The sequence below is a fragment of the Nocardioides bigeumensis genome (genome assembly GCF_039531755.1).
In the GTDB taxonomy this organism is placed as follows: domain Bacteria; phylum Actinomycetota; class Actinomycetes; order Propionibacteriales; family Nocardioidaceae; genus Nocardioides; species Nocardioides bigeumensis.
In genome coordinates this window covers 114,281-135,818 of sequence record NZ_BAAAQQ010000012.1, presented here as the reverse complement: position 1 = coordinate 135,818, position 21,538 = coordinate 114,281, and the positions used below count along the sequence as shown (strand labels likewise).

The 21,538-nt window shown below is 71.6% G+C and carries 24 protein-coding genes; 8 read left to right on the top strand and 16 right to left on the bottom strand.

Annotated elements, in window-relative coordinates:
* The first annotated feature begins 3 nt into the window (after positions 1–3).
* The 3 genes from ABD295_RS13145 to ABD295_RS13135 are packed head-to-tail and all read left to right on the top strand — an operon-like array spanning position 4 to position 2,275.
* Positions 4–888, top strand: a complete 885-nt coding sequence (locus ABD295_RS13145; RefSeq protein ID WP_344304202.1) for a nucleotidyltransferase family protein — start codon at positions 4–6, stop codon at positions 886–888.
* Positions 885–1,184: a PqqD family protein gene (locus ABD295_RS13140; protein WP_344304201.1), complete on the top strand. Its 300-nt coding sequence runs from the start codon at positions 885–887 to the stop codon at positions 1,182–1,184. Before ABD295_RS13145 ends, ABD295_RS13140 begins: the two co-directional genes overlap by 4 nt.
* Positions 1,181–2,275, top strand: a complete 1,095-nt coding sequence (locus ABD295_RS13135) for a hypothetical protein (RefSeq protein ID WP_344304200.1) — start codon at positions 1,181–1,183, stop codon at positions 2,273–2,275. The genes ABD295_RS13140 and ABD295_RS13135 overlap by 4 nt, the downstream gene beginning before the upstream one ends.
* A gap of 39 nt (positions 2,276–2,314) precedes the next feature.
* On the opposite strand, the gene ABD295_RS13130 is transcribed toward ABD295_RS13135, so the two are convergent.
* The 7 genes from ABD295_RS13130 to galE are packed head-to-tail and all read right to left on the bottom strand — an operon-like array spanning position 2,315 to position 7,952.
* A complete protein-coding gene (locus tag ABD295_RS13130; protein ID WP_344304199.1) occupies positions 2,315–2,725 on the bottom strand; it encodes a VanZ family protein in 411 nt (136 codons plus the stop codon).
* A gap of 29 nt (positions 2,726–2,754) precedes the next feature.
* Entirely contained in the window at positions 2,755–3,417 is a 663-nt protein-coding gene (locus ABD295_RS13125) for a dihydrofolate reductase family protein (protein WP_344304198.1), read from the bottom strand.
* Complete coding sequence (locus ABD295_RS13120) at positions 3,414–3,917, bottom strand: class III extradiol ring-cleavage dioxygenase family protein (RefSeq protein ID WP_344304197.1); 504 nt, start codon at positions 3,915–3,917, stop codon at positions 3,414–3,416. Before ABD295_RS13120 ends, ABD295_RS13125 begins: the two co-directional genes overlap by 4 nt.
* Positions 3,914–4,801, bottom strand: coding sequence for a dihydropteroate synthase (gene folP / locus ABD295_RS13115; protein ID WP_344304196.1), 888 nt, complete (start codon positions 4,799–4,801; stop codon positions 3,914–3,916). Before folP ends, ABD295_RS13120 begins: the two co-directional genes overlap by 4 nt.
* Positions 4,801–5,658: a glucosyl-3-phosphoglycerate synthase gene (locus tag ABD295_RS13110; protein ID WP_344304195.1), complete on the bottom strand. Its 858-nt coding sequence runs from the start codon at positions 5,656–5,658 to the stop codon at positions 4,801–4,803. The genes folP and ABD295_RS13110 overlap by 1 nt, the downstream gene beginning before the upstream one ends.
* A 4-nt stretch (positions 5,659–5,662) precedes the next feature.
* Positions 5,663–6,883: an acyl-CoA dehydrogenase family protein gene (locus ABD295_RS13105; RefSeq protein ID WP_344304194.1), complete on the bottom strand. Its 1,221-nt coding sequence runs from the start codon at positions 6,881–6,883 to the stop codon at positions 5,663–5,665.
* Positions 6,884–6,911: 28 nt separating this feature from the next.
* Entirely contained in the window at positions 6,912–7,952 is a 1,041-nt protein-coding gene (gene galE, locus ABD295_RS13100) for a UDP-glucose 4-epimerase GalE (protein WP_344304193.1), read from the bottom strand.
* A gap of 62 nt (positions 7,953–8,014) precedes the next feature.
* Here galE and gmd point away from each other — a divergent pair, with 62 nt between their 5' ends.
* A complete protein-coding gene (gene gmd / locus ABD295_RS13095; RefSeq protein ID WP_344304192.1) occupies positions 8,015–8,995 on the top strand; it encodes a GDP-mannose 4,6-dehydratase in 981 nt (326 codons plus the stop codon).
* 19 nt (positions 8,996–9,014) lie between these two features.
* Positions 9,015–9,950 (top strand): GDP-mannose 4,6-dehydratase, encoded by a 936-nt coding sequence (locus ABD295_RS13090; RefSeq protein WP_344304191.1) that lies wholly within the window; start codon positions 9,015–9,017, stop codon positions 9,948–9,950.
* 15 nt (positions 9,951–9,965) lie between these two features.
* Here the strand turns inward: ABD295_RS13090 and rfbA are convergent, their stop codons facing one another.
* Positions 9,966–10,850, bottom strand: a complete 885-nt coding sequence (gene rfbA, locus ABD295_RS13085; RefSeq protein WP_344304189.1) for a glucose-1-phosphate thymidylyltransferase RfbA — start codon at positions 10,848–10,850, stop codon at positions 9,966–9,968.
* 76 nt (positions 10,851–10,926) lie between these two features.
* Here rfbA and ABD295_RS13080 point away from each other — a divergent pair, with 76 nt between their 5' ends.
* Entirely contained in the window at positions 10,927–12,360 is a 1,434-nt protein-coding gene (locus ABD295_RS13080) for a sugar nucleotide-binding protein (protein WP_344304188.1), read from the top strand.
* On the opposite strand, the gene ABD295_RS13075 is transcribed toward ABD295_RS13080, so the two are convergent.
* The 6 genes from ABD295_RS13075 to ABD295_RS13050 all read right to left on the bottom strand — a co-directional run bounded on the left by ABD295_RS13075 (position 12,330) and on the right by ABD295_RS13050 (position 15,805).
* Positions 12,330–12,683 (bottom strand): phosphomannose isomerase type II C-terminal cupin domain, encoded by a 354-nt coding sequence (locus ABD295_RS13075; RefSeq protein WP_344304187.1) that lies wholly within the window; start codon positions 12,681–12,683, stop codon positions 12,330–12,332. The genes ABD295_RS13080 and ABD295_RS13075 overlap by 31 nt on opposite strands.
* A 156-nt stretch (positions 12,684–12,839) precedes the next feature.
* A complete protein-coding gene (locus ABD295_RS13070) occupies positions 12,840–13,130 on the bottom strand; it encodes a DUF2516 family protein (protein ID WP_344304186.1) in 291 nt (96 codons plus the stop codon).
* Between the two features lie 121 nt (positions 13,131–13,251).
* Positions 13,252–13,887: a hypothetical protein gene (locus ABD295_RS13065; protein ID WP_344304185.1), complete on the bottom strand. Its 636-nt coding sequence runs from the start codon at positions 13,885–13,887 to the stop codon at positions 13,252–13,254.
* Between the two features lie 27 nt (positions 13,888–13,914).
* Entirely contained in the window at positions 13,915–14,322 is a 408-nt protein-coding gene (locus ABD295_RS13060; RefSeq protein ID WP_344304184.1) for a helix-turn-helix domain-containing protein, read from the bottom strand.
* 38 nt (positions 14,323–14,360) lie between these two features.
* Positions 14,361–14,825 (bottom strand): VanZ family protein, encoded by a 465-nt coding sequence (locus ABD295_RS13055; protein WP_344304183.1) that lies wholly within the window; start codon positions 14,823–14,825, stop codon positions 14,361–14,363.
* Positions 14,816–15,805: an asparaginase gene (locus ABD295_RS13050; RefSeq protein ID WP_344304182.1), complete on the bottom strand. Its 990-nt coding sequence runs from the start codon at positions 15,803–15,805 to the stop codon at positions 14,816–14,818. Before ABD295_RS13050 ends, ABD295_RS13055 begins: the two co-directional genes overlap by 10 nt.
* A 42-nt stretch (positions 15,806–15,847) precedes the next feature.
* On the opposite strand from ABD295_RS13050, the gene cysC reads away from it, so the two are divergent.
* Both cysC and ABD295_RS13040 read left to right on the top strand, forming a co-directional pair.
* A complete protein-coding gene (cysC, locus tag ABD295_RS13045) occupies positions 15,848–17,728 on the top strand; it encodes an adenylyl-sulfate kinase (protein WP_344304181.1) in 1,881 nt (626 codons plus the stop codon).
* A 13-nt stretch (positions 17,729–17,741) separates the two neighbouring features.
* Positions 17,742–18,746, top strand: a complete 1,005-nt coding sequence (locus ABD295_RS13040; protein WP_344304180.1) for a sulfite exporter TauE/SafE family protein — start codon at positions 17,742–17,744, stop codon at positions 18,744–18,746.
* Here the strand turns inward: ABD295_RS13040 and ABD295_RS13035 are convergent.
* Both ABD295_RS13035 and ABD295_RS13030 read right to left on the bottom strand, forming a co-directional pair.
* Positions 18,743–20,650, bottom strand: a complete 1,908-nt coding sequence (locus ABD295_RS13035; protein WP_344304179.1) for a DUF4012 domain-containing protein — start codon at positions 20,648–20,650, stop codon at positions 18,743–18,745. The genes ABD295_RS13040 and ABD295_RS13035 overlap by 4 nt on opposite strands.
* Complete coding sequence (locus tag ABD295_RS13030; RefSeq protein WP_344304178.1) at positions 20,643–21,500, bottom strand: beta-keto acid cleavage family enzyme; 858 nt, start codon at positions 21,498–21,500, stop codon at positions 20,643–20,645. The genes ABD295_RS13035 and ABD295_RS13030 overlap by 8 nt, the downstream gene beginning before the upstream one ends.
* Positions 21,501–21,538 lie beyond the last annotated feature (38 nt).

Genomic DNA, 21,538 nt, shown 5'->3' with positions numbered 1-21,538 from the left:
GGCATGCCCGACGCGCTCTCTGACGCGCCGTTGCCGACGGCCGTGCGCGTGCACCTCGCGCACGCGGTCGTCCAGCGCATCGCCGACGATGCCGCCGTCGACCTGCTGCACCTCAAGGGACCCGCCCTGCTTCCCGGTCTGCGCCCGCCCGGCCGCAAGAGCAGCGACGTCGACGTGCTCGTCCGACCCGCGCACTACGCGCGCCTCGAGGAGGCGCTGGCGCGCCGCGGGTGGGAGGCCCACACCCATCTGCAGACCGGGTCCGCGTTCGCCCACGCGGCGAACTGGTGGCACTCCGACTGGGGCTACGCCGACCTGCACGCGCGCTGGCCTGGCGCCATGGTCAGCCCGGAGGACACCTTCGACGCGCTCGCCGAGCACGCCTTCGACCACGACATCGCCCACGTGCCGTGCCGGGTCCCTGGGAAAGTCGCCCAGGTGCTGGTGCTGCTCCTGCACGCGGCCCGGACGACGGGCAGCACCGACGCCCGCTACGTGTGGGACACCCAGACCCTCGAGGAGCAGGCGGCGGTGACGGCCCTGGCCCAGCGGCTGCAGGCGCAGGTCGGCCTCGCGTCGGCGCTCGGAGACCTCGACTCCTACCGCGACGACCCGTCGTACGCGCTCTGGCGCTACTACGCCGAAGGCGGGAGCCGCATCGACGAGTGGCGGGCCCGGTACGCCGCCGCGGGCGGGCGCGCGGAGCGCTGGCAGGTCGTGCGCTCCGCACTGACCGTGAACCCGGACCACCTCCACACCACGCTGGGGCGGGCGCCGACGACGGCTGAGCTCAGGCGGGCGCAGCTCACCAGGGTGACCACCCTGCTCGGCGACGTCCGCAGGGCCGTCACGTTGCGGTGGCGGGCGCGCAGGGGGTCCACCCGATGACCGAGGTGACCTTCGCCGTCGCCCGCGATGTCGCGTGGGTGGACGCCGAGGCCGCGGGCGGCACCGGCGCACACGTCTTCCTGGCCAAGCTGCCCGACGGTCCGCCGCGCGTCCTCAGCGGCCCCGCGTGGGCGATCTGGATGGCCCTCGCCGAGACCGCCGGCAGCGTGGACCAGATCGTGACGGTCACCTCCGAGCTCACCGGCCAGGATCCCGAGGGGATCCGCAGCGACATCGAGTCGTTCCTCGCTCGGCTGCTCACCGAGGGCCTCGCCGTCCGGTCGGGGCGACCGTGAGGAGCGAGACGGCGGCGGCCGTGCCAGGAGCAGTCGCTCCGCTCGTGATCGACGCCTTCGGCGTACCCGTCGGGGTCCAGGCGCCGGACCTGTCCACCAGGGAACGGTGGGAGCGGCTGTGGTCCCGCGCGCTCGGTGAAGGCCAGGAGCCCGCCGTCGTCATCGAGAAGAGCCACCTCCAGCCGGACGCCGAGCACGACCAGGTCGACTACACGCTGACCTCGCGCGTCACGGCGGCCGCCCTCGCCGAGACCAAGGGCAGACGGTGGAACTTCCACGCCTGCGGGTTGACCGACGACGAGGGCCGCGTGCTCGCCATGGTCGCTGGCGCCGGGACCGGCAAGACGACGGCCTCGAGCACGCTCGGGCGACGGTTGGGCTACCTCAGCGACGAGACCGTGTCGGTCGGCGCCTCGCTCGACGTGCTGCCGTACGCCAAGCCCCTCTCCGTGGTCGTGTCGCCCGACGAGCCCTATCGCAAGACCCAGCGCAGCCCCGACTCGCTGGGGCTCCTGCCGGCGACCCTGCCGGCTCGGTTGCACCGCCTCGTGCAGCTGGACCGGTCGACGGGCCCCGGCCGCACCGGGCTCGACCCGCTGTCACTGTCGGAGAGCCTGGCGGCGTTCCTGCCGCAGAGCTCGTTCCTTGGGTCGTTCCCCTGGCCGCTGGTGAGGTTCGTGGAGCTCTTCGAGGCCGTCGGCGGTGCTTGGCGGCTGCGCTACCGCGAGATCGGTGACCACGCCGGCGAGCTGCTGGACCTGTTGGCGGCGGACACGCCGGCCCCGGCAACCGAGTGGGCGCACGTCGCGCCGCCCGCCACCCCGCCCACCCCCCGGCGGGGGCAGGTGGTCCGTGCGCGGTGGGACGACGCCCTCGACCTGGGCGACGCCGTCGCCGTGCTGATCAGTGGCACGCTCTACCAGCTCGATGGGCTCGGGAAGACCATCTGGACGGCCAGCGCCGAGCCCACCGACGACGAGGGCCTGCTGCGCGCCGCACAGGAGGTGCACGGTGACCACGGGGACGCCCCGGAGCTGCTTCGCGAAGCCGTCACCAAGCTCGAGATGGCGGGCCTGCTGCACCGCTCCTGACCGCGACTCCGCGTCGGGGTCGACGTCACGGCTGGTGGGTCAGCGGAGCCGGTCGCGGCTGTCCTCCGCACGCTGTGCGACGAGGGTGCCGAGCATCGCACCGAACGACGCCGCCAGGACTTCGACCACCGAGCCACGCCGGTCGAGGAGCGCGACCTGGGCGAACTCGGCCATCACCACCGCCCACACGCACCCGACGGCCACCCACGACATCGGCCTCCTCGTGGCGCGCAGGGCGAGCCAGCCCAGCGGGATGAAGAGCAGCACGTAGAGGGCCAGCTCATAGTGCGCAGGACGAACCGCCGTCGGCATCCCTTCCCCGAGCGCGGTGTAGACGTCCACGGCGATCCTGCGCAGGAAGCGCTTGTCGGCGGCGAAGAGGATCCAGCCCAGCAGCGCGACGTACGCCGCGGTGAGCAGCCACACGAGCGCACCCCGACCCCGTCCCACGCGGTCAATCTAAGGTCTTGCAGGCTCGCTCACCGCTGAACGCGCCAACGGGCCAGCAGCGTGCCGTCGTCCTCGATCAACCCCACCAGGTCGAGGGCAACGTCGACCGCGTCACCCACGGTCAGCCGCAGGTGGTCGCCGGCGACGAGCCGCGGCACGGTCGTGACGCAGAGCTCGTCGACCACGCCGGCAGCGAGCAGGTCGCGGGCCAGGCTGGGGCCCCCCTCGCAGAGGAGGTGCGTCAGGCCGCGCGCCTCGAGGGCCGCGCGCAGGTGGGCGAGGTCGACCTCATCGGCGCCCAGCGCCATCACGTGGTCGGCGCCGATGGCGGCGCTGCTGTCGTCGATCCCCTCCGCCCTCTGCGGGCAGACCAGGAGCACCGACCCGTCGTCGGCCTCCGCCAGCAGCGGCGGCACCCGGCCCGACCGGCTCACCACCACGGTCGGCAGGCCCGCCGGCCGGTAGCCCTCGGTGCGGGCGGTGCCCGCGCCGACCACCACGGCGTCGGCCAGGCTGCGCATGGTGTCGAACGCGCGCTTGTCGGCCGCGTTGTTGATGCCGCCGCTCTTGCCGTCGGCCCCCTGCACCGCTCCGTCGACGGTGGAGACGAAGTTGAGCCGCAGCCAGGACTCCTGCGGGGGCGCGTAGTGGACGGCGAGCTCGTCGGTCGCCGGCCCCACCAGCACCTTCACCACTCCCACCTCAGCACCCAGTAGCGGACCCCGAAGGGATCGTCGTCGTAGTCCACCGTCACCGGCTCGCCGAAGGGCCCCAGGGTCTCGGCTGCGGCGTGCAGCCCGCGCAGCTCGGCCAGCAGCTCGGCCCCGAGGTCCCGGTCCGGCGCCGGTCCGCGACCGGTCAACCACGCATGCAGGTCGTCGTCGTACGCCGCGGCGCGCTCGTCGAGGTGGCCGGGCGCCTTCTCGCTGCGCCGGGCGGTGCCGTTGCCGACCACGAGGTACGACGGCGCCGCACCGGACCTCGCGGGCGCGGCGTCGAGCAGCGACCGGGCGATCCGGTCGCCCTGGGGGTAGCCGAGGACGGTCACGTCGCGGGTGAGCCAGCCGACCGCGTCCAGGCAGGCCGCACGGAGGTCCGCGACCGGGTCCTCGAGGCCGGCGTACTCCGGCAGCAGGGCGAGGACGCCCGGCACGAGCACGATCTTTCGGTGGTCGAGCTTGTCGAGACTCACTGGAGTCCCCGGATGGCTCGCGCGGGCGGCCGCAGCCCCGCGATCGAGCGGACCATGTCGACGACCTGCCGGGTCTCGGCGACCTCGTGGACGCGGTAGATGCGCGCGCCCGCCAGCGCGCACACCGCGGTGGCGGCGAGCGTGCCCGTCAGCCGCTCCCCCACGGGCAGGTCAAGGGTCTCCCCGACGAAGTCCTTGTTGGACAGCGACACGAGCACCGGCCAGCCCGTCGCGACCAGCTCGCCGAGACGCCGGGTGACCTCCAGGGAGTGGAAGGTGTTCTTGCCGAAGTCGTGGGCCGGGTCGATGACGATCCCGTCGGGATCGACCCCGGCGGCCACGGCCCGCTCGGCGTACGCGACGCAGTCGGCGACGGCCGCGGCGACGACGTCGTCGTACTCGATCCGGTAGGGGCGGGTGCGCACCTCGACGCCGCCGGTGTGCGTGCAGATGATGCCCACGTCGTGCTTGGCGGCCACGTCGACCAGCGCCGGGTCGGCGCCGCCCCACGCGTCGTTGAGCACGTCGGCCCCCTCGGCGCAGACCGCATCGGCGACCTCGGCGCGCCAGGTGTCCACCGAGATCACCAGCCCGGGGTGTTCCGCCCGGACCCGGCCCACGAACGACGCGACCCGGCGGATCTCCTCGGCGGCGTCGATCTCGGCACCGGGCGCGGCCTTGATGCCGCCGACGTCGACGATCTCGGCACCCTCGTCGACGACGTGCCGCACCCGCTCGAGGGCCTTGTCCTCGGCCCAGGTCGCGCCCTTGTCGTAGAAGGAATCAGGCGTGCGGTTGACGATGGCCATCATCAACGTCGCGTCGTCGGCGAAGGTGTGCCGGCCGAGAGTGAGTCCTCTGGGCCTTCTGGCGTCTGCGGCCATCACGCAGCCTCCACCGCGGGCGGCCGCTCTTCGGTGGCCGGCGCAGCACGGTCGACCGGAAGACCGGCGCGGGCGAGGGCGGCAGCGAGGATCTGCTCCGACATGCCGCCGAGGTCGCGCAGCGACTGGTGGCGGTGCGCGCGGGTGCCGAGGTCGACCTGGGCCAGCGCCTGCGTCCCGTGGGCGCGCACGGTGTCGATCAGGGCGGCCAGCTCGACGGCGTACCCGGTGGGGACGGAGAGCTGCGTGAACCACGAACGGCGCACCGCCCACTCCCCCGCCAACGGCTGGTGCACACCGGCGAGGTCGGGGAAGAGCAGCCGGATCAGCGGCCGCGCGACGAGCTCGGTCACCCGGCCTCCCTCGAACGGGACCGCCTGGTAGCCGTCAGGGCCGGCCGACACCATCGGCCGCTCGTAGAACCCCTTCACCAGCTGCACCTGCGCGCTGGTGAGGAGGGGGCCGAGCAGGCCCGGCACGAAGTGCGTGTCCCAGTCGAGCAGGTCGGCGTCCATGAACACGATGACCTCGCCGCGGGTGACGAAGAGCGACTTCCACATCGCCTCGCCCTTGCCGGGCACGCTGCCGAGGTCGGGCCGGATCTCCGCCGAGCGGTGCACCGTGGCACCGGCGTCGGTCGCGACGTCGTACGTCGTGTCCGTCGAGTCGCTGTCGATCACGACGATCTCGTCGAGGAGCTCGACGGTGTCGACCAGGGCCTCGCGCACGCGGGTGACGACGTCGCCGACGGTGGCCGCCTCGTTGCGGGCGGGGACGACGAGGCTGACAGGGGTTCGTCCCTTGGCCGCGAGGAGGTCGTCGAGGGACCAGTCGTCCCAGTGGTGGGTCCGGATCAAGGGGTCACACCTCGAACTGCGGCGCTCGGGTCAGCTCTGCGCGGGCGAGCGTCGCGAGGTGCACCTCGTCGGGGCCGTCGAAGAGCCGCATCGCCCGGTGCCAGCCCCACAGCATCGCCAACGGGACGTCGTTGGTGACCCCGAGCCCGCCGTGCACCTGGATGGCCCGGTCGATCACCTCGAGCACGGCGCGCGGCACGGCCACCTTCGCCTCCGCGACGAGGTGCCGAGCCGCCTTGTTGCCCTCGCTGTCGACGACGTACGCCGCGTGGTGGCACAGCGCCCGGGCCTGGTCGAGGGCGATCCGCGACTCGGCGATGCGTTCGCGCACCGCACCTTGGTCGGCCAGCGGCTTGCCGAACGCGACCCGCTCCTGGACGCGCGAGACCGTCATCGCCAGCGCCCGCTCACCCGCGCCCAGTGCGCGCATGACGTGGTGGATGCGGCCCGGACCCAGGCGAGCCTGGGCCGCGGCGAACCCGCCGCCCTCCTCACCGAGCAGGTTGGCGACGGGCACGCGGACGTCGACGAAGTCGGTGACCGTGTGGCCGTGCTGGTCCCACTGGCCGAACACCGGGACGTTGCGCCCGACGGTGACGCCCGGTGTGTCGCGGGGCACGATGACCATGGACTGCTGGCGGTGGACCGCCGCGCCGGGATCGGTCTTGCCCATCACGACGAACACCGCACAGCGCGGGTCGGACGCGCCGCTGGTGAACCACTTGCGCCCGTTGATGACGTAGTCGTCGCCGTCGCGCTCGATGCGCGTCTCGATGTTGGTCGCGTCGGAGCTCGCGACCGCGGGCTCGGTCATCGCGAAGCCGGACCTGATCGTCCCGTCGAGCAGCGGCTCGAGCCAGCGCTCCTTCTGCTCCGCGGTGCCGACCAGGTGGAGGAGCTCCATGTTGCCGGTGTCCGGCGCTGCGCAGTTGGTCGCCTCGGGTGCGAGGTGCAGGCTCCAGCCCGTCAGCTCGGCCAGCGGGGCGTACTCCAGCTGCGTCAGCCTCGACTCCGACGGCAGGAAGAGGTTCCACAGCCCGAGCTCACGAGCGCTCTTCTTCAGCTCGTCCACCACCGGCGGCAAGGTGTGGTCGTCCGGCCCGGCCGCTGCGCGGTACGCGTCGTATGCCGCCTCCGCAGGCAGCACGTGCTCGGCCAGGAACCGCCGCATCAGCCCCTCGAGCTCGACCGCCCGAGCCGATGGCGGCGGATACGCCGGATACATGCCCACGAGCCTAGCCACGCCCGTTGAGTCATTCGTACCCCAGCACGTCCTTGCGCTTGTCGGCCCAGGCCAACGCGGACGCGATCGCGTCCTCGAGCGACAGCTCGGCCTCCCAGCGCAGCAGCCGGCGTGCGAGGTCGACGTTGGCGAAGGCGCCCACGGCGTCGCCCGGACGCGGCGGCGCCTCGTCGACGGGTACGGCGGAGCCGAAGACCGACTCGAAGGCGGAGACGAGCTGGCGGACGGTCACGCCCGCACCGCGGCCGACGTTCATGATCACGCTCCGGGCACCGGCCTCGGCCAGCACGTCGTCGAAGCGCTCGACCGCACGCACGTGCGCGTTGGCGAGGTCCCAGACGTGGACGTAGTCGCGTACTCCCGTGCCGTCCGGCGTCGGGTGGTCGGTGCCCGTGATCGTGAAGGAGTCCTTCTGGCCGCGCGCGGCCAGCACGAGCTGACCGAGGACGTGCGAGGGCTCCTTGACGTAGATGCCCGACTGCAGGTCCGGGTCGGAGCCGATCGGGTTGAAGTAGCGCAGGATGATCGCGCGCAGGTCGGTCGCCGCGGAGATGTCGACGAGGACCTGCTCCATCATCCGCTTCGTCCGGGCGTACGGCGACGGCGGGTCGAGCGGGTCCTCCTCGGTGACCTCGAAGCCGGCCAGCGAGTCGGGCGACGAGCCCGACTTGCCTGAGTCCGGGGTGGCGTACAGCGAGGCGGACGAGGAGAACAGCACCCTGTTCTTGCCCAGCGCGGTCAGCTCGTCGAAGAGCTCGAGCGACTTGGCGACGTTGTCCTTGTAGTACTCGTAGGGATGCTCGACCGACTCGGGCACCACGATCCGCGCCGCCATGTGGATGGTGGCGTCGAGATCGGGGTGTTCGTCGACGATCCGCCGCAGCAGCGCTCGGTCGCCGATGTCCCCCTCGTAGAAGATGCGGTCGCGCACGAACGCGAGAGGGCCGGTGAGCAGCGAGTCGAGGACGACAGGCGTGTGCCCGGCGTCCTCGAGGGCCTTGGCGGTGGTCGAGCCGATGTAGCCGGCGCCGCCGGTGACGAGGACCTTCATGGCGAGCAGCCTAGGCGCCGGTGATGACTGGCGAGCGAGCGGTCACTGGCATGATGCGCGCCATGCCTTCTGCGCTCATCACCGGCATCACCGGTCAGGACGGCCTCTACTTGTCGGAGCTGCTGCTCGCCAAGGGGTACGACGTCCACGGGCTGATCCGCGGCCAGAACAACCCCAAGCTCGACCTGGTCCATGAGCTGCTGCCCGACGTGCAGCTGCACACCGGCGACCTGACCGACATGTCGAGCCTGATCCGGGCGCTGCGCGTCAGCCAGCCCGACGAGGTCTACAACCTCGGTGCGATCTCGTTCGTCGCGTACTCCTGGGAGAACGCCGCGCTGACCACCGACGTGACCGGCAAGGGCGTGCTGACCATGCTGGAGGCGGTCCGCCTGCACGCGGGCGACGACCCGGCGAGCGTGCGCTTCTACCAAGCGTCCAGCTCGGAGATGTTCGGCAAGGTGCAGGAGACCCCGCAGCGGGAGTCGACGCTGCTGTGGCCGCGCTCGCCCTACGGCGTCGCCAAGGTCTTCGGCCACTACATGACCATCAACTACCGCGAGTCCTACGGCATGCACGCCTCGTCGGGGATCCTCTTCAACCACGAGTCGCCGCGGCGCGGGCCCGAGTTCGTCACCCGCAAGATCAGCCAGGCGGTGGCGAGGATCAAGCTCGGCCTCCAGGACGACGTCACGCTCGGCAACCTCGACTCGCGTCGCGACTGGGGCTTCGCCGGCGACTACGTCGAGGCGATGTGGCGGATGCTGCAGCAGGACACCGCCGACGACTTCGTCATCGCCACCGGGGAGACCCACTCCATCAGGGAGTTCCTCGACATCGCGTTCCGTCACGTCGGGATCGACGACTGGGCGTCGTACGTCAAGCAGGACCCGAGGTTCATGCGCCCCGCCGAGGTCGACCTGCTGATCGGTGACGCCACGAAGGCCAACGAGGTGCTCGGCTGGAAGCCGACGGTGACGTTCCCCCAGCTGGTCGCGATGATGGTCGACGCCGACCTGGAAGCCCAGCGGGCCGGCTGGTGAGCGTGCTGGGGGGCACGGCTTGACCCGGGCGTTCATCACCGGGATCACCGGGCAGGACGGCACCTACCTCGCCGAGCGACTGCTCGCCGACGGGGTCGACGTGCACGGTCTGGTCTTCACCGCCGATGCGACGTCGCCCCAGGTGCCCGACGCCGCCGTGCTCCACGAGGGCGACCTGACCGACGTCGGGGCCACCGCGGCCCTGGTGCGGCGGGTTGCTCCCGACCTGGTCTTCAACCTTGCCGCGCTGAGCTCAGTTGCTCGATCGTGGGAGGACCCCGACGCCGCGTCCCGCATCAACAGCACGGCCGCTCTCGGGCTCCTCGAGGCCGTGGCCGCGCTACCGGGCGACGTCCGCTTCGTGCAGGCGTCGAGCGCGGAGATCTTCGGCGAGCCTGCCTCGAGCCCGCAGGACGAGGCGACGCCGATCGCCCCGGTGAATCCTTACGGCATCGCCAAGGCCGAGGTGCACGCGGCCGTCGGCGTACGCCGCGCGGCCGGGCTGCACGCGACCAGCCTCATCCTCTACAACCACGAGTCGCCCCGGCGCCCCACCCGCTTCGTGACCCGCAAGATCACCTCGACCGTCGCGGCGATCGCCCGGGGTGACGCCGACGAGCTGGTGCTGGGCAACCTCGACGCCCGCCGCGACTGGGGCTGGGCCCCCGACTACGTCGACGCCATGGTGCGTGCGGCCAGCGCGGACGTCGCCGACGACTACGTCGTCGCTACCGGCGAGAGCCACTCGGTGCTCGACTTCGTCGCGGCCGCCTTCGCGCGCGCCGGCATCACCGACTGGGAGGGGCTGGTGCGAAGCGACCCGTCGTTCCTGCGGCCGGCCGACGCCACCGAGCTCGTCGGAGACGCGTCGCGGGCCCGTGCGCGGCTGGGCTGGGCGCCGACGGTGGCGTTCGTCGAGATCGTCGGACGGATGGTCGACGCCGACCTCGCCTGACCCCCGGACGCGCCCTCAGGACGAGAAGATGCCGCGCGCTTCCTCGACCAGACCCTGGAGGTAGACGCCGTACCCGCTCTTGAGCAGCGGCTCTGCGCGGGCCAGGAGCTCGTCGTCGGACAGGAAGCCCATCCGCCACGCGACCTCCTCCGGGGCGCCGATCTTGGTGCCCTGCCGGCCCTCGATGGTGCGCACGAAGTTGCTGGCGTCGTTGAGCGAGTCGAAGGTCCCCGTGTCCAGCCAGGCGGTGCCGCGCGGGAGCACCTCGACCTGGAGCCGGCCCTCCTCGAGGTAGCGCTGGTTGAGGTCGGTGATCTCCAGCTCGCCGCGCGCGGACGGCGCGAGCTCGTGGGCGTAGCCCACCACGTCGTTGGAGTAGAAGTAGAGGCCCGGGACGGCGTAGGGCGAGCGCGGCCGCGCCGGCTTCTCCTCGAGGCTCAGCGCGCGCCCGGACTCGTCGAACTCCACGACGCCGTACGCCGTGGGGTCGGACACGTGGTAGCCGAAGACCGCGGCGCCGTCGACGTCGGCGAACTTGAGCAGCTGGTGCCCGAGACCGGTGCCGTAGAAGATGTTGTCGCCGAGGACCAGCGAGACCTTCTCGGAGCCGATGTGCTGCTCGCCGATGATGAAGGCCTGCGCCAGACCGTCGGGGCTCGGCTGCTGCGCGTAGGACACCGAGACACCGAGCTGCGACCCGTCGCCGAGGAGGCGCTCGAACGCGCTCGCCTCGTGAGGCGTGGTGATCACGAGGATGTCGCGGATCCCGGCGAGCATCAGGGTCGACAGCGGGTAGTAGATCATCGGCTTGTCGTAGACCGGCATCAGCTGCTTGCTGATGCCTTGCGTGATCGGGTGCAACCGGGAGCCCGTTCCGCCTGCCAGGATGATGCCGCGCATGGCCCTCACCCTAGGACGTGGCTCCGGGGTTCATAGGATCGCGGGCATGACCCATGTGCAGCGGGAGCGCTGACCGATGGCCGACCTCACGCTGGAGACGACGCCGATCCCCGGCCTCGTCGTGCTGCGGCTCCCCCTCCACGAAGACCCCCGTGGCTGGTTCAAGGAGAACTGGCAGCGCGAGAAGATGGTCGCGCTCGGCCTGCCCGACTTCGGGCCCGTGCAGAACAACGTCTCGTTCAACACCTCGCGCGGCGCGACGCGCGGCATCCACACCGAGCCGTGGGACAAGTTCGTCACGCTTGCCACCGGCCGGGCCTTCGGCGCCTGGGTCGACATGCGGGAGGGCGCGTCGTTCGGCACGACGTTCACCGTCGGGCTCGACCCGTCGGTAGCGGTGTTCGTGCCGCGAGGCGTGGGCAACAGCTACCAGGTGCTCGAGGACTCGACCGCCTACACCTACCTCGTCAACGAGCACTGGCGCGCGGGCGTCGCCTACCCAGCGCTCGCCCTCGACGACCCGACCGTCGCCATCGACTGGCCGATCCCGCTGGCCGAGGCCGAGATCAGCGAGAAGGACCAACGGCAGCCCACCCTCGACGCGGTCGTCCCCATGGCACCCAAGAAGACCCTGATCATCGGCGCCCTCGGCCAGCTGGGCCGCGCCCTGCGGAAGGACTTCCCGCGCGCCGACCTGGTCGACCTGATCGAGTCACCGGACCACCCCGACGTACGGCGCCTCGACGTGTCCGACGCGGCCGCGCTGGCCGCTTGGCCCTGGCACGAGTACGCCGTGGTGCTCAACGCCGCGGCGTACACCGCGGTCGACGCCGCCGAGACACCCGAGGGCCGGGTGAGCGCCTGGGCGGCCAACGCGACCGCGCCGGCCGCTCTCGCCCGGATCGCTGCGGAGCACCGGCTGACGCTCGTGCACTTCTCGTCCGAGTACGTCTTCGACGGCACCGCAGCGCTCGACCCCGGCCACACCGAGGACGAGCCGCTGTCGCCCCTGGGGGTCTACGCGCAGTCGAAGGCGGCCGGGGACCTGGCGGTCGGCACCACGCCGCGCCACTACCTGCTGCGCACGTCGTGGGTGATCGGCGACGGCCACAACTTCGTGCGCACCATGGCGTCCCTGGCCGAGAAGGGCGTCAGCCCCAGCGTGGTCGACGACCAGATCGGCCGGCTCACCTTCGCGACCGAGCTCTCCCGCGCGACCCGCCACCTCGTCGACTCGGGAGCGGCGTACGGCACCTACAACGTGTCCAACGAAGGCCCGGCCACCTCGTGGGCCGACCTGGCGAGGGCGGTGTTCGAGATCTGCGGCCGCGACCCCGGCGACGTCACCCCCGTCAGCACCGAGGACTACCTCGCCGGCAAGACCGGGATCTCGCCACGGCCGCACCACAGCACCATGTCGTTGACCAAGATCCGCGCAACCGGCTTCGAGCCCGAGGACGCGCAGAAGGCCCTGAGGAACTACCTCGCGCCGGCTTCGTTGCGCCCGTAGTCGTCCTGGAGCCGGACGATGTCGTCCTCACCGAGGTAGGGCCCGCGCTGCACCTCAATGATGACCAGCTCGTCGTCGTGCACGTTGGCGATCCGGTGTGCGTGCTGCACCCCGACGTCGACGGAGCCGCCGGCCCGGACGACGACGGTCTCGCCCTCGATGGTGCAGGTCGCGGTCCCGGTGACCACCACCCAGTGCTCGGAGCGGTGCTCGTGGGTCTGGTAGGAGAGGCGCGCGTGCGGCTTCACCACGATGCGCTTGACCTTGTAGCCGTCGCCGACCTCGACGACGTGCCAGGAGCCCCAAGGGCGTTCCTCCGACATGCCGACCTCGTCGTCACAACCAGGCGTCTCTTGTCCCACGTGTCCCACGGTAACCCGCCTCAGGGGGCGACGTGGCAACTTCGGCGGAGCGCAGCCGGTCCCGTGTGGCCAAGGTCTCGGCCGCGCCTGCTCCGGACGCTCGCGCTCCAGACGTGGTCAGCGGCGCCGGGTGAGCTCGGCGAGCGCCGGCCGGACGTCGAAGAGGTAGACCAGCGCCGCGATGGTGAAAGCCAGGTGGATGATGTTCAGCGGCGAGGACATCAGCAGGAGCTGCGCGGCCAGACCGAGCCCCAAGATGGCGCACCATGCCGGTTTAGTGAGCTTGTCGGCGGCGCTGTAGGCCTCGGCGGAGTACATCAGCGAGCTCACGAAGCAGAACGCCTTGATCACGATCAGCAACATCGAGATCGCGAACGAGATCGCCCCCTCGACCTCGAAGACAGTCACGCACGCATCGTAGGCGATGCACGGCAAGACCCCCGGACCGTGCGGTCCGGGGGCCTTGTCGATGCGAACGGCCGGGATCGGCCAGGGTGAGCCGGGGTCAGCCGGGGTCGGCCGGGGTCGGTCAGTCGCCGGCCTTCGACGCCGCGTCCGCGACGGCCTTGGTCGCGGAGGAAGCGGTCTTCCTGGCTGCGGTCGTCGTGGCCTTGGCGCTGCTCCGCGGGGCGGTGGAGCGCTTCTTGGCCGTGGTCGTGGTCTTCTTGGCCGTGGCCTTGGTCGCCGACTGCGCTGCCTTGGTCGCCGTCTTGGTCGTCGCCTTGGCCGACTTCGTGGTCTGCGTCTTCGTGGTCTTGGCCTTCGCGACCGTGGTCTCGGCCGACTTCACGGTGTCCTGAGTGGACTTCTGGCGACGGATGCGGCCGACGAGGGACTCGCCGCGCTTCACGAGGTCGCCGTAGGTGCCCTCGAGCAGCGCGACGTTGTCGTCGACGAGGTTCTGGACGCGGGCCGGGGCCTTGCGGGCCTCGCCCTGCAGGCCGGCGACGCGGGTGGTCACGACCGTGACGGCCGAGTCGCGCAGGGTGCGCGGCTGGAGGTCGATCGAGGCGACGCTCCTCTGCACCTCGGAGACGTAGTCGCGGACGGCCTCGACGGCGAGGTCGGTCACGCCGACGGTGGCGTAGAACGGCTTCTCAGCAACGCTCTGCAGCACGTGGACGCGCTTGGTGTCGATCTTGAGGGTGGGGATGCGGGTTGCCATGGGGCTTCTCCTTCGGGTTGGTCAGGTTCAGGACTCGTCGTCGCGCCCGGTGCCGGAGACCCCGTTGGGGCCGCCGTTGAGAGCGAGGAACGACGCGTAGACGTCCAGCAGCGACTGCTTCTGGCGCTCCGAGAGCCCCGGGTCGGCGAGGACGGCCAGCTCGACCGACCTCTCGCCCCGGTCCTGCAGGTCCTCGGGGCTGAGGATCCCGGCGCGCACGTAGAGCTGCTCGGCGGAGATGCGCAGTGCCTTGGCGATCTGCTGGAGGACGTCGGCCGAGGGCTTGCGCAGACCACGCTCGATCTGGCTGAGGTAGGGGTTGGACACGCCGGCCTGGTCGGCGAGCTGCCGCAGGGAGAGACGGGACGAGACCCGCTGCTCCTTGAGGTAGTCACCGAGCGACTCGACGGTCTGCCCGACCTTGCTCTTGGCCATGCCACAAGAGTGCTAGCTAGAGCAAGCAAATTGCAAACTCAGACAGCGTGAGGTGGCTCACCGTCCGTCGGTGCGGGCCGGAGCGCGCGACGGGCGGCATGGACACCGGCCGCCACGAGGGCGCCGGCGAAGGCACCTGTGGTGTTCGCGACGACGTCGGAGTACGTCGCGCTGCGGGTGGCGAACGCCACGCCCTGCCAGGTCTCCGCGGCGAGGGACAGCACGAACGCGTAGGCCGTCCAGTCTCGCCAGCTCAGGGACGTCCAGATCAGGCTGCCCATCGCTGGCAGCGGCGCCAGGAGCACCACGTTGAGGGCGACCTCCAGCCGGTCCGTGGTGACCCGGTCGGGTGGGAGGCCCAGCCGCATCGCGACGCGGTAGGCGAGGTCGACGCTCTCGGATCCCGGCGCCGGCGACGGGCCGAGCAGGATGATCGCCAGCGCGACGACGTACGCGACGAACGCGGCCATCACCAGCAGTCGCCACGGCCGGGTCACAGGCACGCGCGGATCTCGCCCACGATCTCGCCGCCTCCCAGCAGGTCGGCGACGCCCGTGCGGCGCACCGCGGCGGTGTCGACGCCCGGCTCGGTGTCGACGCCGCTGCGCCTGAGGGCGGCGGCCATGAGCACCGGGCGCACGCGGGGCGCTCCGTCATCGGTCTTGAGGGCGAACGCCCGCCCGTCGGCGAGAGCGACGGCGTAGCAGGACTCTGCACCCGCCTTGCCGATCGCCCCCGGGATCGCGCGCAGCAGCGCCGCCTCGTCGCGGGCCGTGCCCGACACGTGCTCGGGGTGGGCCCGGATCGCCTCGGCCACGCCGCGGGCCGCGGCGTCGTCGCGGGCCGCGCCGTCCTGGCCGAGCGCGAGGCGCCGGAACGCCGTCGCCAGCCCGACCAGCGAGGTGCTGAAGAGCGGTGCGCCGCAGCCGTCCACCGCCACGGTGCCGACCGGCTCCCCCGTCATCTCGGCGAACGCTTCGCGCAGCGCGACCTGGAGCGGGTGCTCCGGGTGGTGGTAGGTCGTGATGTCCCAGCCGTTGACGACGCAGGTGGCCAGCATCGCGGCGTGCTTGCCCGAGCAGTTCATCTGGACCGGCGAGCGGCCACCACCCGCCCGGATCACCACCTCGCGGGCGGCGTCGTCGAGGGGGTAGTCGGGAGGCGTCTGCAGGGCGGACTCGTCGAGCCCGGCGAGGCCGAGGATCCGGCGCGCGCCCTCGACGTGGAAGGGCTCCCCCGAGTGCGAGGCGCAGGCCAGGGCAAGCAGCTCCTGCGGCAGCTCGAGCCCGGCGCGCACCATCCCCATCGCCTGGACCGGCTTGTTGCACGACCGGGGCAGGATCGGCGTCTCGACGGCCCCCACCGACCAGTCGACGCTGCCGTCGGCGGCGAGCGCCACGACCGAGCCGTAGTGGTGGCCCTCCACGAAGCCCGAGCGCACGATCTCCGCCACGATCACTGGTAGCGGCCCCGGTCCCGTCATGCGAAGCAGGCTATCCACCCACCCGATGGCAGGATTCACGGTGTGTCGACGCGCCAGCACCACCCGAGCCCGACCGAGCTCGACGACCTCGAGCTCCTCCTCAGTGGAGCTGCGTCCCCGGTGGTCCGGTTCAACGAGCCCGGGAGTCCGCTGACGCTCGAGCTGCCGGACGATCTCGCGGACGCCGACCAGGTCGAGCTGGTGGACCCTGAGGGTCTGCCGCTGGCCGTGGTGCGGCCAGGCGACCCCGACGGATGGCCGGTGGAGGCGCTGACGCATGCCCAGCACGGTCCTTTCCGGAGGTTGTACCTGACCCCGCAGGAGGTGCGCGAGCAGCACGCCGGGCACACCTTCGTCCCAGTGGTCGACGCGCTCACCAACACCCAGCTGGAGGACCTCCGCGGACGCGGTCCGGTCGTGCTGCTGGCCCTCGCCGGCACCGGCACCCCCGAGCTGTCGCCGGTGGCTCTCCTCCGCGCAACGCTCGTCGCGGCCGCGTCGATCGAGGGCGCCGCGGTCGTCGCCGTACCTCTTGCGTCCCACGGGGACGCCGACCTCGACCACGCGCTCGGCGCCCAGGTCGTGGCGACGTACGCCGCGGGCGACCCCGTGCACGGGCTGGTCGACCGGGTGGGCGGGGCGGGAGACGACGGCGACCTCCCGGACGAGATCGCCGACATCGTCCGTCGCGACCGACCCGAGCCCGCCGAGCAGGGACTGGTGCTCTTCTTCACCGGGCTCTCGGGCAGTGGCAAGTCGACGCTCGCGCAGGCGCTCACCGACCGGATCCTGGAGCGGGCCGAGCGTTCGGTGACGAGCCTCGACGGCGACGTGGTGCGCCGCAACCTGTCCGCGGGGCTGACGTTCTCGAAGGCCGACCGCGAGACCAACATCCGCCGGATCGGCTGGGTCGCGGCTGAGATCTCGAGGCACGGGGGGATCGCGGTGTGCAGCCCGATCGCGCCCTTCGACGAGACCCGGCAGCAAGTACGCGAGATGGTCGAGGCCGCCGGCGGCGCGTTCTTCCTCGTTCACGTGGCCACGCCGCTGGAGGAGTGCGAGAGGCGTGACCGCAAGGGCCTGTACGCCAAGGCCAGACGCGGCGAGATCCCGGAGTTCACCGGGATCTCCTCGCCCTACGAGGAGCCTGAGGACGCCGCCGTACGCGTCGACACCACCGGGCGGACGATCGACGACGCGTTGGGCGACGTGCTCGTCGCGCTGCGCGACGAGGGCTACGTCGATCTTGTCTCGACAGTCGGCAGCGAGGATCGAGCTGCCGACGTGGGTCGAGGCAGGTTGAGCAGCCCCGCGACAGAGCCTGCGAGGTCGCGTGAGGGCGTGTCGAAACCCGGTGACGTCGCCGCCGACGATGAGTCGGCAGCTCCCCTCAAGGTGCTCTTCGTCTGCACCGCCAACATCTGCCGCTCGCCCTACATGGAGCTGGCGACCCGGCGGCTGCTCGGCTCCGACACCTCGGTCGTGGTGTCGAGCGCCGGCACCCACGGCTTCGACGCGGCGCCGATGAGCGAGGAGCTGATCGCAGGCTACGAAGAGGACGCCGAGTCGTTCCGTAGTCGCCGCGCCACCCGCGAGCTGGTCGAAGAGGCCGACGTGGTGCTGACCGCGGAGACGACGCACCGGGCGTACCTCCTCGAGGAGGCGCCCGCTGCCTTCCGCAAGATCTTCACCCTCGGGCAGCTCGCCCAGGCCGTGCAGGCTTACGCCGACCTGCCGGGGCCGCCGCACGGGCGTGAGCTGCTGGCCGAGCTGAGCAGGCATCCGCGCGCGGCCGACCCCTCGTTGAACATCGCCGACCCGTACCGACGGGGGCCCGAGGCGTCGCGGGCCGCCGCCGAACGGATCGACGAGCTGCTCGCCGTCGTGGTGCCGGCACTTCGACAAACCCAGCCAACTCAGTAGGCTCACGCGGGTTATGGACGCGCTCACCGCCACCTTCTTCGCGATCCTCGCCGCCGGCTTCTTCGTCGGTGTCGTGGTCGGCCTCACCGGCATGGGCGGCGGCGCCCTGATGACGCCGGCGCTGATCTTCCTCGGGGTCGGGGAGGCGGCGACGGTCGTGACCGCCGACCTGACCGCCGCGGCGGTCTACAAGACCGGTGGCGCGATCGTGCACAAGCGCGAGGGCTCGCCCAACATGAAGCTCGCGAAGTGGCTGGTGCTGGGCTCGGTCCCGATGGCCCTGCTCGGGCCCTACCTCGTCAGCTGGATCGCGCCGCCGGGTGACCTCGACCGCGTGCTCAAGCTCTGCATCGGCTTCGCCCTGCTCTTCGCGGCGCTGACGTACGCCGCGCGGCTCTACATCAACCTGCGCCGCGTCCGCTCCGGCCGCCACGTCGAGAACGACAACCCGGCCATCCGCCCGCTCGCGACCCTGCTCGTGGGCGCCCTGGGCGGCCTGCTCGTGGGCATCACGAGCGTCGGGTCCGGCTCGGTCATCATGATCGCGCTGCTGATGCTCTACCCCGGCCTGTCCGCGGTGAAGCTCGTCGGCACCGACCTCGTCCAGGCGGTCCCGCTGGTGCTGGCCGCGGCGATCTCCAACATCACCCTTCACGGCCTCGACTGGGGGGTGACGATCCCGCTCGTCCTCGGCTCGGTGCCTGGCACCATCCTCGGCAGCATGATCGCGCCGCGCGTCCCGCAGTCCGTCATCCGCCGCGGCATCGTGGTCGTGCTGACCATGTCCGGCGTGGCGTTGCTCGACAAGGCCGGGTGGGCGCCGCTGGGCGCCGGCGAGGACGAGACGCACCCGTTGCTCATCGCGGGCGTCGGGCTGGCCATGCTCGTGCTGGTGCCGCTCGTGTGGGGGCTGGTCCGGCGGACGCAGGGGTTGCCGATGTTCGGGTCGCCCACCGTGGCCGAGCTCGAGGACCCGGCGTACCGACCGGGCGTCATCGGGATGAAACGCACGGACTAGCCGCGCGGCTCCATCACGACCTCCCAGGACGACGAGGGCAGCAGTGGGGCGGTCGGCAGCTGCGCCGCGCCGCGGTCCTTCACCCACCCGTCGGGGACAGCCGCTACGCGGTAGCCCTCGGGTGCGCTCACCGTGACGCCTACTTGTGGCGTGACGACCATGCCCTGCGGGTCCGCGTCGAGCCGATAGACCAGGGAGCCGTCGTCGCGGACCTCGGCAGCGTTCGGCACGCGGTAGCGCACCTTCATCACCGTCGTCTCCTGCGGCGGGAACCACATCGTCTGGGTGAGGTAGGGCCGCACGTTGGCCCGCTCGATGAAGGGCTCGAGCCTGGAGCCGTCCGGCCGGGTGAACTCCGCGGTCTCGACACCCTGCGGGAGCATCACGGCCATGGCGGACTCCGACCAACGCGTCCAGTAGCCCGTCTTCGGGTCGGGCGGCGCCTGCGGCGACAGCTCGAAGGGGGGCGCGTCGTTAAAGGTCGACACCGTCAGCTCCACGTCCGCGGACCCGTCGTCGTTCACCGACACCTCGGAGGTGACGGTGCGCTCGAGCCAGTAGTCGGCCTTGCTGACGTTGGTGTTCTGGGAGAACACGCCGAGGTAGTCGTTGTCGGTGTCCGAGAGGTCGCCGTCGACCCCGAGGTCCCGGACGATCTCCTGCACGTCGGGGTCGCGGAAGTACACCGCGAAGTGGCGCCGCTCCGCCTGCTCGCCCAGCGTCTGGAACTTCTCGACGAACTGGCCACCCGCGAAGAGCTTCTCGCGGAAGATCGGGATGAGCTCGCGGTTCAGCGCCCGGCGCTGGACGATGTCGGCGTAGGTGTCATAGCTGCCGACGAGCGTCTTGGTGAGGTTGGAGCCGTCGAGGGTGATGCCGGCCGCGGTGGACTCGAACGGACCCGTGAGGTCGACCAGCGAAGCGATCGCCGGGACGTCGATGGCGACGAAGCCGTCGTACTCCTCCCGGCTCGCCTTCGCCCACGCGCGCAGGATCTCCTCGCCCGAGACCGACCAGTAGGGCGACCAGGTGGCGCTCTGGATGCGCAGCGCCCGACGTGGGTGGAAGGTGTTGCCGGGCACCTTCGGCCAGTAGAGCTTGCGTGAGGTCCCGGCGGCGGCCGCCAGGTTGCCGATGTCGTCGAAGCTCGCCACGCCGTCGTCGACCTTCACCACCGCCAGTGCAGTGTTGGCGCCGCCGGAGTAGCGCAGCTCGGCGGGGTTGAGGATCGCGACGAGGTAGTTCTGCTCCTCCTCAGCGCCGAGCATGCCGGGCAGGACGTCGAGGAACGGCTCCGCACGGTCGAGCAACGCCGTCACCGGCTCGAGAGCAGTCTGGGCCTCGTCGCGCGCGGCGGCGACACGGCCCCCCACGACAGGTGCGGTCCCCTTCACCTCGGCGAGCACTGTCTCGGCGTGCCGGGCATGGGCCGTCGCCTGGGCGCCGGCGTCGAGGACCGTGTCGAGCGTGTCCATGTCGACGGTGAGGTCCTTGACGATCTGGGCGTCGTCGCCCAGCACCTCGGGGTAGATCTCGACCCCGATCTCGGCGATCGAGGTCGCGTCGTCGAGCGCCTCGACCAGGTGGCGCACGTCACGGACGCCGCTCCCCGCCACCGGCACGAACTGCCACAGGTCGCCGCCGAGGCCGTGCGTCGCCGAGCGCGCGTTGTCGACGTGCTCACGGGCGCTGGTGACGTGCTCTTCCGCCGCAGACATGTCGCCGTCGCGGATCGCCTGGGCGGCGACGTCGAGGTCCGCCTTCGCCGCGTCCGCCTCGGGCTGCACGTCGCGGAAGGGCAGCGCCAGCACGACGAGGCCGATCAGGACGAGGAAGAAGAGCAGGAACGCGAGGGCGACCCAGCGCCCCCAACGGCGACGAGGACGCGGCGCGGCGTCAGTCACCGACGGTCCCGGCGGGGACGGCCGTCGAGGTCCCCAGCAGCTCGCGGCACTCGGCTGGTGTCATCGGGGTGCGCTGGACGATCCGGCCCAGCTCCACGACACGCTCGACCAGCTGGCGGTTGCTCTCCACCGGCACGCCACGGCTGAGGGTGAGCACGTCCTCCATGCCGACCCGAAGGTGACCGCCCTTGGAGAGCGCGGCGAGGGCGACGGCCAGCGTCGAGCGGCCGATGCCGGTGGCCGACCAGCTCGTGGTGACGTCCGGGAGAGCGGCGACGGCGGCGACGAGCGAGTCGGCCGTCCCGTTCATGCCGCCGGGGACGCCCATCACGAGGTCGCAGTGGACCTTGCCGCCGGCGGGAAGGCCGTACTTGTCCAGGAGACGGTGCAGCGCGTGCACCTGCCCGAGGTCGAACAGCTCGAACTCCGGCACCACGCCGCGCTCCTGGCTGAGCTGGTAGAGCTCACAGACGAACGGCCATGGGTTCAGGAACACGTCGTCGCCGAAGTTGGTCGTGCCCATCGTGAGGCTGCACGAGTCGGGCTCGGCGTCGAGCACCTTGAGCCTGGCGTCGAGAGGGTCGTGCACCGAGCCGCCGGTCGAGAGCTGCACGACCAGCTCGGTCGCCTCGCGAATGCCGTCGACGGCGTCCTTGAGCCTGGCGAGCTCGAGCGTCGGCCGGTGCTCGTCGTCGCGGATGTGCAGGTGGATCATGGCCGCCCCGGCGGCCTGGCACTCCACGGCGGTGGCCACCTGCTCCTCCAGCGTGGTCGGCAGCTGCGGGCAGTCGGCCTTGGCCGTCTCCGCCCCGGTGGGCGCGACGGTGATCAGCAGGCGGTCGTCAGGCACGCGCACATGGTGACATGGCACGCCTGGGAGAGTGAGGT